General features: G+C 41.9%; 15 protein-coding genes. 7 read left to right on the top strand and 8 right to left on the bottom strand.

Going from position 1 to position 16592, the window contains the following annotated elements:
- Positions 1-24: 24 nt before the first annotated feature.
- From FR932_RS18790 to FR932_RS18780, 3 genes are all read left to right on the top strand, one after another.
- Positions 25-555: a polysaccharide biosynthesis/export family protein gene (locus FR932_RS18790; protein WP_019440670.1), complete on the top strand. Its 531-nt coding sequence runs from the start codon at positions 25-27 to the stop codon at positions 553-555.
- A gap of 64 nt (positions 556-619) precedes the next feature.
- Positions 620-3478 (top strand): excinuclease ABC subunit UvrA, encoded by a 2859-nt coding sequence (gene uvrA / locus FR932_RS18785; protein WP_019440669.1) that lies wholly within the window; start codon positions 620-622, stop codon positions 3476-3478.
- 1 nt (position 3479) lies between these two features.
- On the top strand, positions 3480-5186 hold the full coding sequence (locus FR932_RS18780; protein ID WP_019440668.1) for a PglL family O-oligosaccharyltransferase: 1707 nt from the start codon (positions 3480-3482) through the stop codon (positions 5184-5186).
- Positions 5187-5312: 126 nt separating this feature from the next.
- On the opposite strand, the gene FR932_RS18775 is transcribed toward FR932_RS18780, so the two are convergent.
- The 5 genes from FR932_RS18775 to bioH form a co-directional block, all read right to left on the bottom strand.
- A complete protein-coding gene (locus FR932_RS18775) occupies positions 5313-6431 on the bottom strand; it encodes a pyridoxal-phosphate-dependent aminotransferase family protein (RefSeq protein ID WP_019440667.1) in 1119 nt (372 codons plus the stop codon).
- Between the two features lie 192 nt (positions 6432-6623).
- The gene (locus tag FR932_RS18770; RefSeq protein ID WP_026006196.1) at positions 6624-7217 is read right to left on the bottom strand and encodes a YhgN family NAAT transporter; all 594 of its coding nucleotides are present in this window, start codon (positions 7215-7217) and stop codon (positions 6624-6626) included.
- 303 nt (positions 7218-7520) lie between these two features.
- A complete protein-coding gene (locus FR932_RS18765) occupies positions 7521-8105 on the bottom strand; it encodes a DUF4202 domain-containing protein (RefSeq protein WP_019440666.1) in 585 nt (194 codons plus the stop codon).
- A 97-nt stretch (positions 8106-8202) separates the two neighbouring features.
- The gene (locus FR932_RS18760; RefSeq protein ID WP_019440665.1) at positions 8203-8970 is read right to left on the bottom strand and encodes a hypothetical protein; all 768 of its coding nucleotides are present in this window, start codon (positions 8968-8970) and stop codon (positions 8203-8205) included.
- 194 nt (positions 8971-9164) lie between these two features.
- Positions 9165-10001 (bottom strand): pimeloyl-ACP methyl ester esterase BioH, encoded by an 837-nt coding sequence (gene bioH / locus FR932_RS18755; protein WP_019440664.1) that lies wholly within the window; start codon positions 9999-10001, stop codon positions 9165-9167.
- A 68-nt stretch (positions 10002-10069) separates the two neighbouring features.
- Between bioH and FR932_RS18750 the strand changes: the two genes are divergently transcribed.
- Together FR932_RS18750 and nfuA are read left to right on the top strand one after the other, a co-directional pair.
- The gene (locus FR932_RS18750; RefSeq protein ID WP_019440663.1) at positions 10070-10789 is read left to right on the top strand and encodes a phosphoribosyltransferase family protein; all 720 of its coding nucleotides are present in this window, start codon (positions 10070-10072) and stop codon (positions 10787-10789) included.
- Positions 10790-10860: 71 nt separating this feature from the next.
- Complete coding sequence (nfuA, locus tag FR932_RS18745) at positions 10861-11439, top strand: Fe-S biogenesis protein NfuA (protein WP_019440662.1); 579 nt, start codon at positions 10861-10863, stop codon at positions 11437-11439.
- 139 nt (positions 11440-11578) lie between these two features.
- Here nfuA and gpsA read toward each other — a convergent pair whose 3' ends face one another.
- The 3 genes from gpsA to FR932_RS18730 all read right to left on the bottom strand — a co-directional run bounded on the left by gpsA (position 11579) and on the right by FR932_RS18730 (position 13558).
- Positions 11579-12583 carry an NAD(P)H-dependent glycerol-3-phosphate dehydrogenase gene (gene gpsA, locus FR932_RS18740; RefSeq protein ID WP_019440661.1) on the bottom strand — a complete coding sequence of 335 codons (1005 nt, stop codon included), beginning with the start codon at positions 12581-12583 and terminating at the stop codon, positions 11579-11581.
- A 3-nt stretch (positions 12584-12586) separates the two neighbouring features.
- Entirely contained in the window at positions 12587-13060 is a 474-nt protein-coding gene (gene secB, locus FR932_RS18735) for a protein-export chaperone SecB (protein WP_019440660.1), read from the bottom strand.
- A 69-nt stretch (positions 13061-13129) separates the two neighbouring features.
- The gene (locus FR932_RS18730) at positions 13130-13558 is read right to left on the bottom strand and encodes a rhodanese-like domain-containing protein (RefSeq protein ID WP_019440659.1); all 429 of its coding nucleotides are present in this window, start codon (positions 13556-13558) and stop codon (positions 13130-13132) included.
- Positions 13559-13870: 312 nt separating this feature from the next.
- On the opposite strand from FR932_RS18730, the gene gpmM reads away from it, so the two are divergent.
- Positions 13871-15403: a 2,3-bisphosphoglycerate-independent phosphoglycerate mutase gene (gpmM, locus tag FR932_RS18725; protein ID WP_019440658.1), complete on the top strand. Its 1533-nt coding sequence runs from the start codon at positions 13871-13873 to the stop codon at positions 15401-15403.
- A 29-nt stretch (positions 15404-15432) separates the two neighbouring features.
- Complete coding sequence (locus FR932_RS18720; protein WP_019440657.1) at positions 15433-16590, top strand: murein hydrolase activator EnvC family protein; 1158 nt, start codon at positions 15433-15435, stop codon at positions 16588-16590.
- The last annotated feature ends 2 nt before the right edge of the window (positions 16591-16592 follow it).

The following is a 16592-nucleotide window of genomic DNA, read 5'->3' as shown; positions in this document are numbered from 1 at the left end:
ATGACTAATATGAAAGGATGCATCATGTTTAATTTAACTCAGTGGCTAGTATTTTTATTACCATTACTATTACAATCAGCAACAGCGCACCAGCAGCATCACAACTATACTGTCGGCGCTGGTGATAAAATCGCGATTGATGTCTATGGTGAAACCGATCTGAGTTTTAATGTCATCATTGATTCTTCCGGCAGTATTGATTACCCCTATCTTGGCGAAATAACCGTTGTTGGTTTAACGCCAAGTGAAATCAAACAAAAAATATATAGCGGTTTAAAAGGATCTTATCTCATCTCACCTAAAGTGATGGTCAGTATCGCGACGTTCCGTCAATTTTACATTAAAGGCGAGGTAAAGCGGCCGGGAGGATATCCTTTTAGACCTGGTTTAACCGTTGATAAAGCCATTGCACTCGCAGGCGGATTTACCGAACGCGCGGCAAAAAAATCCATCATGCGCTCGACTAATGGCGATCTCACCAAAACACAACGCATCAACATTGATGATCATATCTCTCCCGACGATATTCTTAATATTGCCGAGAGTTTCTTCTAAAGTAATGCCTAACAAGTGCGAGTATGCGATACTGACTGATTATTTTATGTAGTGTGAGTTATGTATGGATCAAATCATTGTTCGGGGCGCACGCACCCATAACCTTAAAGATATCAATGTAGAACTACCGCGCGATAAGCTAATTGTGATCACAGGGTTATCCGGTTCTGGCAAGTCGTCATTAGCATTTGATACGCTTTATGCAGAAGGTCAACGTCGTTATGTGGAATCACTTTCTGCCTACGCAAGACAATTCCTGTCCTTAATGGAAAAACCCGATGTCGATCATATCGAAGGGCTGTCTCCGGCGATCTCTATCGAGCAAAAATCAACATCGCATAACCCACGCTCAACAGTTGGTACGATCACTGAAATCTACGATTACCTGCGTCTACTATTCGCGCGTGTCGGTGAACCACGTTGCCCAACGCATAATGCGCCTTTAGCTGCACAAACGATCACGCAAATGGTTGATCACGTGTTGGCATTAGAAACCGGCCGCAAACTCATGCTATTAGCGCCGATCGTAAAAGAACGTAAAGGTGAGCATGTTAAAACACTCGCAAGCTTAGCCAGTCAGGGTTACATTCGAGCCCGTATTGACGGTGAAGTGTGTGATCTTTCCGATCCACCGGCATTAGATCTCCATAAAAAACATACCATTGAAGTGGTGATCGACCGATTTAAAGTCCGAGATGATCTGCAATTACGTCTAGCGGAATCGTTTGAAACCGCACTCAACATGTCTGGCGGCACCGCTTATATTGCCGACATGGATGATAGCGATGCGGATCCTATCGTATTTTCGGCTAATTTTGCTTGCCCGCAATGTGGTTATAGCATGGCTGAGCTTGAACCAAGGGTGTTCTCGTTTAACAATCCTGCCGGTGCTTGCCATACCTGTGATGGTCTCGGCGTACAGCAATACTTTGATCACGACCGCATTATTATCAATGCCGACTTGAGTCTATCAGGCGGCGCGATCCGCGGTTGGGATAAGCGCAATTTTTATTACTTCCAAATGCTAACGTCATTAGCCAAGCATTATAAGTTTGATCTCACCAAGCCATTTAACTCGCTCAGCGATGATATACAAAATTACATCCTGCAAGGCAGTGGCGAGCAAGAAATTGAATTTAACTATGTCAATGATCGCGGCGATATCGTCATTCGCCACCACGCTTTCGAAGGCATCATTCCGAACATGCAACGCCGCTATAAAGAAACAGAATCTAATGCGGTACGTGAAGAACTAGGTAAATATTTAACCACTAAATCTTGTGAAACATGTTCAGGCTCGCGTTTACGCCAAGAAGCGCGTCACGTGTATATCCAAGAAACCACATTGCCAGAAGTATCTAAAATGGCAATAGGTGAAGCATTTGATTTCTTTGCGGGGATGGAACTGCCTGGTCAAAAAGGTCAGATAGCCGAAAAGATCCTTAAAGAAATTGGCGACCGCCTGGGCTTCTTAGTCAATGTCGGACTTAATTATTTAAGCCTAGAGCGTAGCGCAGATACCTTATCAGGCGGTGAAGCACAAAGGATCCGCCTAGCAAGTCAAATCGGTGCAGGTCTGGTTGGCGTGATGTACGTACTTGACGAACCATCGATCGGCTTACACCAACGCGATAATGAACGCTTGCTACAAACCCTGATCCACTTGCGTGATCTGGGTAATACCGTGATTGTTGTTGAACACGATGAAGATGCGATCCGCGCGGCTGATTACGTCCTGGACATAGGTCCTGGTGCTGGCGTACATGGTGGTGAGATCGTGGCACAAGGCAATGTTGATGACATCTTAAAAAGTAAAAAATCACTGACGGCAGATTACCTCAGTGGTCGTAAAGCCATTGGGATCCCAGCGCAACGCACGCCATTAACCGATAAATGGGTTCACCTTAAAGGCGCAACCGGTAACAACCTTAAAAACGTCGATCTTTCGGTACCCGTTGGTGTGATGACCTGTGTAACAGGTGTATCAGGTTCAGGTAAATCAACTCTGATCAATGATACTTTCTTTAAGATCGCCCATATTGAATTAAATGGCGCGACAGTAACGACACCCGCACCTTATATCTCAATCGAAGGACTCGATCAGCTCGACAAGGTAGTCGATATTGATCAAAGTCCGATTGGTCGTACGCCACGCTCTAACCCCGCGACCTATACAGGGATCTTCACTGCGATTCGTGAAATTTTCGCTGGTACGCAAGAATCCCGTTCGCGTGGTTATAAACCTGGTCGCTTTAGCTTTAACGTCAAAGGCGGTCGCTGTGAAGCCTGCCAAGGTGATGGTTTAATCAAAGTAGAAATGCATTTCTTACCGGATGTTTATGTACCTTGTGATAGCTGTAAGAGCCAACGCTATAATCGTGAAACATTAGAAGTGCGTTACAAAGGTAAAAACATTCACGAAGTATTGGATATGACAGTTGAAGAAGCGAATACCTTCTTTGCACCAATCCCGCCTATTGCGCGTAAATTACAAACCTTAATGGATGTTGGTTTATCTTATATACGCTTGGGTCAATCGGCGACGACCTTGTCTGGTGGTGAAGCACAACGGGTAAAACTGGCGAAAGAGTTATCCAAACGCGATACCGGCCAAACCCTGTATATCTTGGACGAACCGACGACAGGTCTGCATTTTCATGATATTAAGTTACTCATGAAAGTATTACATCGTCTACGCGATCATGGTAATACCATCGTTATTATTGAGCATAACCTCGATGTAGTTAAAACCGCAGACTGGGTTATCGATCTTGGTCCGGAAGGTGGTAGCGGCGGCGGTGAAATACTGGTTGCAGGTACACCAGAAACCGTATCTGAACACCCAGATAGCCATACCGCTCGCTTTCTAAAACCTATGTTAGCGCGCGCAAGACAATTACAACTGGATAACCAAGAGTCATAACATGAACTTAACTACATTGAAAAAAGGATTTTTCATTACGTTTGCCGCCTATATGTTGATCGGGATGCATTATTTTCAACATAATGGTGGCGGCTCAGGTCTACATTTACCGTTTAATGCCATTGGTTGGATGTTTATTTCCACCCTAATCGGCATCGGTCTGTGGCAATCGACATCACAAGCCAAATTGGTTTACTCCCGAATGAGTCTGATGTTTATTGCCGCCACGATCGTGATGTTAATACCGGTATTATATGCAGACCCCATCGTCGCAGGGCTTAGCTATACGCGATTATTCGCTTTAATCGGCGGCTTACTGTTTTTTATTGCCTTGCAACAATTGCAGCTTAATCAACAACAACGCCTGACGCTACTGTATCTCATCTTAGGTGCAGTCTTTGTCGAAGCACTGTTTAGTCTGGTGCAGTATTATCTGTTACCCGTCAATAATACCGTCGGTTATCAAAAAATCGCCAATCGCCCGTACGGTATTTTTCAACAACCAAATGTATCGGCATCATTTTTAACCACCGGTATTGCATTGGCTTTATACCTGCTAACACAGACCAAGTTAGATGAAAAAAGTAAACGGTTATTTTGTTACGTCACCACCTTTATGGCAGTCATTCCCGTGGTATTACTGCAATCGCGCACTGGTTATTTATCATTATTCATTGCGCCCCTGCTTATGTTGCCTTGGGCATGGCTGCAATTACGTGAATCAGACCAATCAAAGAAGCTATTTATTTGGTTAGCGTGTTTAGTTATCGCCGCTGTAATTGGTGCTTATTCACTGGAAACGGCAGATAAAGTGGCACGTTCAGCCGCCGCATTAACCGACCCAGGTGCTCGTGTACCTATCTATCTGCATGGTTTTAATATGTGGTTGGAAAAGCCATTATTAGGTTGGGGCTACGGTAGTTTTGAAGTCGCTTACCTCAATTCCTATAGCGAAGCATTAAGTCAAGGTTTAGCTTTACCCGGCTCTCCAGAAAACCTCGATCATCCGCACAATGAGCTCATCTATTGGGGTATTGAAGGTGGGCTTGTCGCCTTAGCTGGTATCGCCTTATTAGTGATCGGTTTCTTACGTATTATCGTCAAGCAACCAGTTTGGCAAGCTTTGGCATTATTAGGGCTGGTCTTCCCACTGGTTTTACACAGCCAAACAGAATACCCGTTTTATCATGCCGTCGTCCATTGGCTGGTCTTTTTAACCTTGGTTTGGTATATCGCCAGTCGTTATGGCAACACCAAAAGTATCGCGTTTAATTACACCTTTCTATTACGTACTTTAGCCTTATTGATCCCGCTGGTAACAAGTGTATTCATGGTCACCACGTTACATACCAATAAGCTGCTGACGCAATATGAGCGTAGTGATCGCAGTGATATCACCCCTCTGACAAAAGTCGTTAACCCAGTTGCTTGGATCACTCGATTAGAATTCAATGCCATGATGTATCGTTTACAAATTGCCATGTACAATAATGACATTGCAGAGTTAAATAACTATATCGATTGGGCGGCAGAGATCAGCCAGCAAACACCAAGAGCAAATATCTATATTAACTGGGTGCGGGTATTAACCAAGCTTGGAAAAAATGCAGAGGCAAAGGTCTTATTGCAACGCACCGCGTTACTTTACCCACGTAATAAATTGGTCCAACGCTTTGCAGCAAGTCAAGCTGATAACACCCAGCCTTAATAGGCAAGGTTAATTAGCCAAGGCGAAGACATTAACTAAGATTAAATAAAATTAAAACTAAAAAAGCGCTAGTCATTATGAATGACTAGCGCTTTTACATATCAGGACATTAGTTTAACGCTTGTATTAATTCAATGTTTCTTCTAACGCACGTAAACACAAAGCAACGTTAGCAGGACGTGCAGCATAACCCATCAAACCAATACGCCATGCTTTACCAGCAAAAGCACCTAGTCCAGCGCCAATCTCAAGATTATACGTTTGTAATAACTGATTACGTACCGCTGCATCATCAACACCTGCAGGAATAACAACGGTATTGAGCTGTGGTAAACGGCATGATTCATCAACGATAAACTCAATACCCAGTTTTTCCAAACCTGCACGCAATGCTAAATGTTGCTCCGCATGACGCGCCCATGCGTTCTCTAGGCCTTCAGTTTGTAATTGCACTAACGATTCATGTAATGCATATAACGTATTCACAGGTGCTGTATGGTGATAAGTACGTTTACCTTCACCAGACCAATAACTCATCACGAGTGTTTGATCTAAGAACCAACTTTGCACAGGCACAGTACGATTTTGAATTTTTTCAACCGCTGCAGCACTGAAGCTCACTGGTGAGATACCAGGTACACACGATAAACATTTTTGCGTACCAGAATAAATCGCATCAATACCCCAGTCATCGACATACAGTGGCACACCACCCAGTGATGTTACGGCATCGACAATAGATAAACAGCCGTGCTCTTTTGCTAGTGCGCACAGTGTTTTCGCATCAGACAATGCACCAGTTGATGTTTCTGCATGAACAAAAGCGACAATCTTCGCATCAGGATGTGCAGCTAATGCGACTTCAAGTTTTTGTGGATCAACAGGTTTGCCCCATTCATCTTCCACTTTAACCAAAACACCACCAGAACGTGTGACGTTTTCAGCCATACGGTTGCCAAACACACCATTGATACAAACAATCACTTTATCGCCTGGCTCAATTAAATTCACAAAGCATGTTTCCATACCTGCAGAACCCGGCGCAGACACCGCCATCGTACAAGGGTTTTTAGTTTGAAACGCATATTGCAGTAATTCTTTGACTTCATCCATCATCTGTACAAATGTGGGATCAAGGTGACCAACAGTTGGGCGACTTAACGCCTGCAGTACATTAGGGTAAACATCTGAAGGACCAGGGCCCATCAACGTACGTTGCGGGGGATAAAAAGAGGTAATGCTCATTCATTTTCCTTGTCATTTATGAGAGCGTCGAGCAGAAGCAGCATATTAAAACGGGCTACTCGCATGCGACGCTCTAAACTATCTGTAAGCTTACTTAAGTATTAAGATAGATTAATTTACCATTGCGACGGCATATTGCAAACAATAAAGCAAAGTTTTGTTTACAAATAAGCAACAAATCGTCGTGATTTATCAGCTTACCGTCGCGATATAATCAGCAATACCGTCAAGTAGCATCTGTACTGATATCATCACTAACAGCATACCCATCAAACGCTCTACAGCCGCTAAACCCTTTTCACCAAGAATACGATTAAAGCCTTCATAAAACATTAAAATAAATGCGCTCAACCCCCACGCAATAATTAACGCGGCAGACCATTCAAACATTTTATCCGGATCTTGATGGGCTAATAGCAAGAGTGCCGCAAGTATAGAGGGACCTGCGAGCAAAGGGATCGCCATAGGGACAATGAAAGGTTCTTCACCTGCTGCAAGGCCAGTTAGCCCACCTTCACTTGGAAAGATCATCTTAATTGCGATCAAGAATAAAATAATACCACCAGCGATCCGCACAGCTTCTTGTTTTAAACTTAAGAATCCCAGGATCTTTTCACCTAAGAATAAGAATAACAGCATCACAAAAAGTGCAATTAACAACTCGCGGATCATCACCGCACGTCGACGTTTTTTATCAATATGTTTTAAGATAGACAAAAATATAGGCAGGTTACCTAGCGGATCCATGATCAAAAAAAGCATCACCGCTGCCGAGATTATTTCCATTTCCATTAACTTAAACTCCCTAAATCATGCAATTAACCAACTGTAACTACTGCACTCAATATACCAGAGCAATGACATATATAAAGGCTTTAATGAGAGTCAAAAGCACAGAAAGAAAAGCCTAATTATAGTCATATACACTAAACCTAATAAAACAACAGTGATAAGGTAAAAAACGAGGATAAAATTGCAGTCAATACAGGAAAGGAAGAAGTGAAAGAAGAAGGTAACCTAATTCACTGGCACACATTATATTGACAGTGAATTAGTGATGACTTAATAAAACAGTCATACCGATAATAATTAACTCAGCGCTTTCGCTAATAAAGCTTGTTGATCGGGTGTAAACGGTAATTTCAATGCCGCTTCATGACCTTGTTCAGACATTTTAGCCCACGTCTTTTGCACTATCACAATCAGTTTTTCTGGCGTATGTTTTTCTGCAAATGCACTAAAATAATGTTTTAAGAATACTAAACAAATGACATCTTCAAGTGCTTGAACTTGTGGGTCACGCTTAATTTTTTCTTTGCGTAACATCCGGCCAATAGCTTGAACTTCGTCTTCGCTACAACCGACTTGTACTGCTATCGCCATCGCTTCTTCGGCATGTAAGCGACCAAGAGACTGTCGCCATTTATAATAACCTTCACGGCCCATAGGATGATCGCTACGTGGAATACTCCAACGTTTAATATGTTGGGCACGAGCAGCGATTTGCAGCGCTGTAGACGCGTCAGGCATAAATTCAGCCAGACACTCACTCATACGAATGCCATAGAGCCATTCTTTTGGTTGGGCTACACCATCAACGAGTTCAGTGACTGGGTCACGCTGATTTATTTGATCGATTAATTCTATTGCTTGCTCTATCCGTTGCTCTGACATGACATCCTCGTTATCAGTATGGTTATTTTTACCTATACTAGCAAAGCAAAGCTGGAGTTACTGCTAAAGTATCGGAAAATAAGCAATAAAGAACACATCATTCCTTATGATCGATTTGTGAAGGAGGATGCGGCTCGATATTTTCACCATAAAAATAACCGACAACAGCGCCAGCTAACTTGGATTTTGCCGAGACGGCTACCGAATCATGATCCGAAATGTGAGCAGAGCCATTACTTAAAATAGCCGCATCATCAACAGTAGAAGCAAAAAGATCATCGAGCGAAACAACATGGGAATGGATATTATCACCTTTCAATACACCTGTGGCACTAGGCAGTTGCGCGGCTAATACTTTCACTTCATCAAGTTGCTTTAAGCGTAATAGATCCGCCAGTGCGGTTTTAATCGTATAGTTAATCTCGCCAAGTTGCCCACGATCATCAATATCGAGCGTTGCTTTAGCTAAGATCGCCTGGCGCAATAACAACAGTTCGGCAATCATCGTTTCCGGAGGCTGCTCCATATCAATAGATAATATAGAACGTTGAAATGCTGTATGATTACGATCATCTTCATCGACAATATGGTCGATCACGACTGTGGTACTCTCTTCATTATCAGTAAATAGCGATGGATCTCGAGGCGATTTTTTCTTACGGTCGGGGTCGTTTTTCTTCGGTTTTTTCTTCGAACTGTAATGAATAAGATCTTTTTCTGCCGTACTATCATTCGTTGAAGCAGATGCACTATCAGGCGTCACCGCTGGCGTGATCTCACGCTTTTCAGCATCACGTTCTACCGCAGCAGTCGTCGGATTTAATGTGTTAGGAATAGCAGTAGGAGGTGGGATCACTAACGCCATATATCAGCCACATTATGAATGATAGTATGAGTTCGCGTATACATAACATTGTGGGTTATATTTACACTGCCTAGAAAAGGCCTATTAACTGGCTCTCGTGTGAACATATCCTCCCCCTCACTGTCGTTAATAGTCATCAAATAATCACTGATCTCTGCACATCAAAAAATAACATGAATGATGACCACTTAAGTTTATAACGAATTATTGAGAAATGTCTGCAATTTATCAACAAAAAGTCCTGGTTCCGAAATAAACGGCGCATGTGACGACGCCTTAAATATTATACGCTGTGATTGTGGTAGGTAGTTATCCATCCAAGCCACTGTTGTTTGTGGCACAAGTGAATCTAAACGACCATAACAACGATAAAAAGGCATTGTTAATGAAGATAAATCAGCGCGTAAATCTACACTCTCTAATAATTTTAAACCATTACTTAGCGCCTGTTCATGTGGCTGTGGTCTTGCGGCTAACAAAGATTTTAATTGTTTAATATCTTGTTTCGCGGTCTCGCTACCCATACCCTGAATAGCTAAAAATCGATTAATTGTTTGCGGTAAGTTTTCTTGTAACTGTTGCTGAAATTGCGCTAATACTTTTTCAGCAATACCTGGCCAAGCAGGTATATCATCAACTTTAGCCGTTGCCATAAATTTTGGAGAGCTAGCCACCGTGACTAATGCAGCCACACGTTGCGGATATTGCAGCGCAAAATGCGTCGCACAAAGGCCACCTAAAGACCAACCTAACCAAACAGCTTTGGCAGGGACAACATCCACTAACGCGTTGGTGATATCAACAAGCGAACAGCTTACAGCGTAGTTGTCATGACTAAAACCAAAACCAGGTAAATCAACTAAATGTAAGCGATAATGTGTCGATAACAGAGGTATTATCGACTGCCAACATGCACTATTCAATCCCCAACCATGTAGCAATACTAAATCTGGGCCGTTACCAACAACTTCGACATGCAAACTTGTGCAACGGCTTACATTTTTACTTTCTACGGCGATAACGTCTGGCATTTTATCCTACACTTGAGCAATGATTTTATTGCCACGAGGATATACCAATCAAACCTCTAGATACAACTATGATACGCAAATTCAGTATGGCATTATTGCAACCTCGCTGTTATTTATGCGACATGCCTATCGACAACCTACAACCTTTTCTGTGCCTGTTATGCCAACAAGAACTGCCATACTTGCCACTCTCGCATTGCCTTAGTTGCGCATTACCAAAAGGCAAAAACCAACAACACGAAAAATGTAATGAATGCCAACAACAGTCGCCTCCCTGGCAGCAATTAATTAGCTGCATGAGTTACACCTTAGAATGCCAATACTTAATTAAACAATACAAATTTTCACAACAGCCACAGTTACATTTATTGTTTTCATCGCTGTTACTCCAAACAATCAGTAATAAAGTCATACAAACCAATTACCATTTACCCCACGCTCTTATTGCCATCCCCTTACATAAAAAACGCCAATCAAAACGAGGGTACAACCAAGCTCAGTTAATCGCCAAAGACCTCGCAATACAACTGCAAATACCACTCATTGCGGAAAAAACATTTATTCGCACTAGGAATACCAAAGCACAAGCACAACAGACAGCCGCCGAACGCCGAGACAATATGCACAATGTATTTCAAGTCACAAAGTCCATCACTACGAAGCACATCGCTATTATTGATGATGTAGTCACGACAAGTGAAACCATAAAAGCAACTTGTCAGACGTTACTTACAGCAGGGATAGAACGTATTGATATATGGTGTATCGCCAGAACATTAGCGGATTAGTGGTTTATCATCTGAAATAGCGTTACAATTAAAGACATAGTAAATTAGTCAGGTATGACAAAGAGGACATCATGATAACAATTACTGAAGCGGCACAAACTCACTTTGTAAAATTACTAAGCAACCAAAAAGACGGCACTAACATTCGTGTATTCGTCGTTAATCCAGGCACAGCAAATGCAGAGTGTGGCGTATCATATTGTCCACCTGAAGCAATCGAGAGCACTGATATTGTATTACCATTCAGCGGTTTTGATGCATTAATTGATGACATGAGCAAACCATTCTTAACTGATGCTTATATCGATTTTGTTACTGACAAAATGGGTTCTCAATTAACACTGAAAGCGCCAAACGCAAAAGTACGCGCGGTAGCTGATGATGCACCACTATCAGAACGTGTTGACTATGTGATCCAAACAGAAGTAAATCCACAACTTGCTGGTCACGGCGGTAATGTAGTATTAACTGAAATCACTGACGATGGTATTGCGATCCTGCAATTCGGTGGTGGTTGTAACGGTTGTAGCCAAGTAGACTTCACGTTGAAAGAAGGCATTGAAAAGCAGTTACTAGAATTGTTCCCAGAAGAATTAACAGCAGTTAAAGATGCAACAGAGCACCAAGCTGGTGAGCACTCTTACTACTAAGCCTGTTACTCTGATTTATTGCTGAGCTAGCTTGCTAAGAAGAAATAATAACATTCGATTTATCTAAATCGGAAATAAAAAAAAGTGACAACGAAAGCTGTCACTTTTTTTATAGAAAAAACTTATCTACAAAATATAGTTATTCGCCTTTCTTATCTCGTGCTAACAAGTCCAATGCTGCTTCTTTAGCAGACTTATTCTCATATAACACTTGATAGATCTGCTCTGTAATTGGCATTTCGACACCAAGACGTGCAGATAACAAATAAACTTCTTTGGTATTACGATAACCTTCAACAACCTGACCGATCTCAACTTGCGCTTCATCAACGCCTTTACCTGCACCAAGTGCAAGGCCAAAGCGACGATTACGGCTTTGATTATCAGTACATGTCAGCACCAGATCACCCAAGCAAGACATACCCATAAAGGTATTTTTATCTGCACCAAGCGCTTCACCTAGACGACATAATTCCGTCAAACCACGGGTGATTAAAGCAGTTCGCGCATTAGCACCAAATCCAAGTCCATCAGACAAGCCAGCACCAATAGCGATCACGTTTTTCACCGCGCCACCAAGCTGTACACCAATAAAGTCATTATTAGTATAAGTGCGTAAACTACGGCCACAATGCAATAAGTGTGAAATATCATCAGCAAACTGTGGGTCTGTTGATGACACACTGATCGCCGTCGGCAAACCCGCCGCGAGTTCTTTCGCAAACGTAGGGCCAGATAACACAGCTAAAGGATAATGCGTACCGAGAATATCAGTAGCAACGTCTTGTAACAGACGCCCCGTTTCAGCTTCTAAGCCTTTCGTTGCCCAAGATATACGCGAATCTTCACGCAAAAATGGTTTAATCTGCGCTAATACATCACCAAATACATGGCTAGGTACAACAATCAGAATATCGCGACTTGCTGCAATAGCTTGCTGCAAATCAGCTTCTAATACCAACGCATCTGGAAAAGCGATACCAGGTAAGTAGGCTTCGTTACTGCGTTCCTTAGCAAGCTCGGCAATATGCTGAGGATTATGACCCCACAACACCGTTTTATTGCCGTTACGTGCTAAAGACATTGCTAACGAAGTACCATAAGAACCTGCACCCAATACTGTAATCAAGGCTGCATTAGTCATCGCTTAAGAATCCAGTTTTTGCTCTGCAGGTGCTTCAGCAGCTTGTTGTGCTTGTTGAACATAAGATGCAAATAACGCATCAAAGTTAACTGGCGCAAGATTAAGCTGTGGGAAAGAACCACGACTTACTAAGCTAGCAATTGTTTCACGTGCATATGGGAATAAAATGTTTGGACAGAAAGCACCTAAACAATGTGCTAGTTGGCCTTCGCTTAATTCACCAACAGTAAAGATACCAGCTTGTTGAACTTCACATAAGAACGCAACTGTTTCGCCATCTTTAGCTGTTACAGTAAGTGATAATACAACTTCAAATACACCTTCACCTAGCTTAGAGCTACGCGTATCAAGATCTAATTTAACTTCAGGTTTCCATTCTTGTTGGAAAATAGCTGGAGAATTAGGACATTCAAAAGATACGTCTTTAAGGTAAACGCGTTGGATATTAAATTCTTGTTGGCTTGCTGATTCTGACATAAGTAAATTCCAATATTTTATAGTTTCAAACTGAATAAATAATTGCTTAGTTATCTGACAGGTAGACTATTATTTTTTAACAGTCGGTAGGTTGGCTTCTTGCCAAGCTGCCATGCCACCAGATAGATTATAAACAGTAGTAAAGTCCATTTTCGCTAGACGATTCGCAGCGCGGCCTGAACTCATTCCTGTGTCACACATAACGATGATTGGGGTGTTTTTGTGTTTTTCAATCATCGCTAGCTTATTTGCTTCAATATCAGCACTAGGAACGTTAATTGCGTTTAAAATATGTGACTTACGATAATGTTCTGCTGCTCGTACATCAACAATAATAGCGTTTTCTTTATTCATTAAAGTAGTCGCTTCGTGGTTGTTCACCGACTTAACTTTAGACATGGCACTGCTACCAAATGAATAAACAAGGAAACCAGCAATAGCTACCCAAGCGAGAGATAAGGCTGGATTATTTGAAGCAAATTCAATATATTCTTGCATGTGATTATGACTCTAAGATTTAATAATAATGGATTATTCTCAACGGAGTATACATGTGACAAGGAATAAAAGCAGCTCAATAATACATTCCTCAAACCCGTTAGGAATAGCTAAACAATAAAATGAATAACGTTTTTTCTATAATGAAGCTAACACATCAGTACATGAAACAGCTGAAAATGTAGTAATATTACCGATATTTTCAATTAAATATCTTCAATATTCTACTTGGATCATAAATATGAGCCGATCTAGCTGCTGAAATTGTAGTAATATTCCTATATTTAAATTAAATAACCGAGAGGTAAACTCATGTCTAAGGCTAAGAAAACAATTGCACTCATCATTATGGATGGCTGGGGCCACCGTCTTGATCAGCAAAATAATGCTATTGCAAGTGCAAAAACCCCGATTTTAGATAAGCTATGGCAAGATTGTCCAAGCATGTTGATCTCGAGCTCAGGCTTAGATGTGGGCCTACCTGATGGTCAGATGGGTAACTCAGAGGTTGGTCACGTAAATATTGGTGCTGGTCGTATCGTTTATCAAGATTTGACTAAAATCGACAAATCAATTGCTGACGGCGAGTTTAACCACAACCCTGTGCTAGTTAAAGCCGTTGACGCAGCAATTGCGAACGATAAAGCCGTACATATTCTTGGCCTCGCATCACCAGGTGGCGTGCACAGTCACGATGACCAGATCGTAGCAATGATTGACATGGCAGCAAAGCAAGGTGCAACCAAAATTTATCTTCATGCATTCTTAGATGGCCGTGATACCCCACCACGCAGTGCACAAGGCCCACTAGAAAAATTTGATGCTAAATTTGCAGAAATTGGTGTTGGTAAAACGGCAACATTAATTGGTCGTTACTTTGCAATGGATCGCGATAACCGCTGGGATCGCGTAGAAGAAGCGTATAACTTATTTACTCAAGCTCAAGCATCACACAGCGCAGACAGTGCATTAGCAGGCCTTGAAGCAGCTTACGCTCGAGATGAAAACGATGAATTCGTCAAAGCGACTGTTATTGGTGAAGCAGCACCCATCGTTGATGGTGATGCGGTTATCTTCATGAACTTCCGCGCCGATCGCGCCCGTGAAATTACGCGCGCCTTTGTAGATACAGATTTCACCGGTTTTGAACGTACCGTAACACCAAAACTTGCTGATTTTGTTATGCTAACTGAGTATGCAGCAAGCATTGATGCAAGCGTAGCTTTCCCATCAGATAAGCTAGTAAACACGCTAGGTTCGGTACTTGAACAGAACAACAAAACACAGTTACGTATTTCAGAAACTGAAAAATACGCACACGTTACCTTCTTCTTTAACGGCGGACTAGAAGATGCATTTGTTGGTGAAGATAGAGAGTTAATCCCATCACCACAAGTAGCAACGTACGACCTACAGCCAGAAATGAATTCAGAAATGCTAACAGATAAGTTAGTTACAGCAATCGAAAGCGGTAAATACGACGCGATCATCTGCAACTATCCTAATGGCGATATGGTTGGTCACACGGGTGTGTTTGATGCCGCCGTACAAGCATGTGAAGCTGTTGATAAATCAATAGGGCGTGTCGTTGAAGCGCTAGACAAAGTTGGTGGTGAATGCTTAATCACAGCCGATCATGGCAACGCGGAAATGATGGTTAACCCTGAAACAGGTGGCATCCACACTGCACATACTAATTTGCCTGTACCACTGATCTATTTTGGTCGTGATGCAGAACCAGCAGAAACAGGTCGTCTATGTGATTTAGCACCAACTCTATTGACTTTACTTGGTCAAGAAATTCCGACTGAAATGACTGGTAACAACCTAATGAATCTGAAATAATCGTTTCCCTACGGGGAAAGGATAACGTCATGACATTTATTAAAAACAGCATGGCCTATAGCATTATAGGCCTGCTGATATTGCTTTCATTAAACACTTATGCAGCCAATACTCAATCCGAACTGAATCAACTTCGCAATCAGATCAAAGTCCAAGACGCATCCATCAAAAAACAGCATCGCTATTTAAACGATTTATCAAAACAAACTCAAAGTACCGATCGTGCGATTAGTAAAGTGGCCGCTCAACTCAGTAATACCGAATCTCTCATTACTAATATCGAGCAGGATCTTAGCGCGCTCGTCATGAAACAAAAAGCGTTGTTAAAAAGTAAAAAGAAACAACAAAACATCCTTTCAGCACAGATCGAAACCGCCTACCTCAGCGGTAATAATGATTATTTGAAACTCCTTCTTAATCAACAGAACAGTAACGAGATAGAACGATCTCTGGTTTATTATCAACATCTTCATGCCGCACGAGCTGCCTCCATAGCTGAATTTAATGACACCTTAGCTGACATTGAAAAAAATGAAGCTAAACAAGAAAAAATAAAACAGCAATTACTTGTCATCAAAGCCTCACAACAACAAAAATCGCAGCAATTAGCACAGCAGAAATCACAGCAGAAGAAAAGTAATAGAAATATTGCTTACAGTATCAACAAACAGAAAAAAACACGCACAGAATTAGGTATAGCAGCACAAAAGTTAAAACAACAAATTGCATTATTACGAAAACAACAAGAAATCGCGTTATTAAAAAAACAGCAAAGCGCACAGATTTCGTTATCAGGTTTAAAACAATATAAAGGTAAATTAGACTGGCCGATAAAAGGCAAAGTATTACATAACTTTAACAGTAAACGCTTTAACAATGTCAGCTGGCGTGGATTGGTGATCAGCGCAAATGAAGGCAGTAAAGTAAAAGCAGTGAGCGCAGGTAAGGTCGTCTTTGCTGATTGGTTGCGTGGATTTGGTATGGTGACAATTATCGACCACGGCAAAGGGTATATGAGCCTGTATGGCCACAACCAAACGTTACTTAAAGTAACCGGTGAAAAAGTCCGTAAAGGCGATGTTATTTCATTAGCTGGTCGCAGTGGTGGTCAGCTAGAGTCTGGCGTTTACTTCGAGATACGCCACAAAGGCAAAGCAGTAAACCCTCGCGCATGGTTAAAACGTTGATA

This window comes from Moritella marina ATCC 15381, from assembly GCF_008931805.1.
In the GTDB taxonomy this organism is placed as follows: Bacteria; Pseudomonadota; Gammaproteobacteria; order Enterobacterales; family Moritellaceae; genus Moritella; species Moritella marina.
This window is presented reverse-complemented; position numbering and strand designations above follow the sequence as displayed.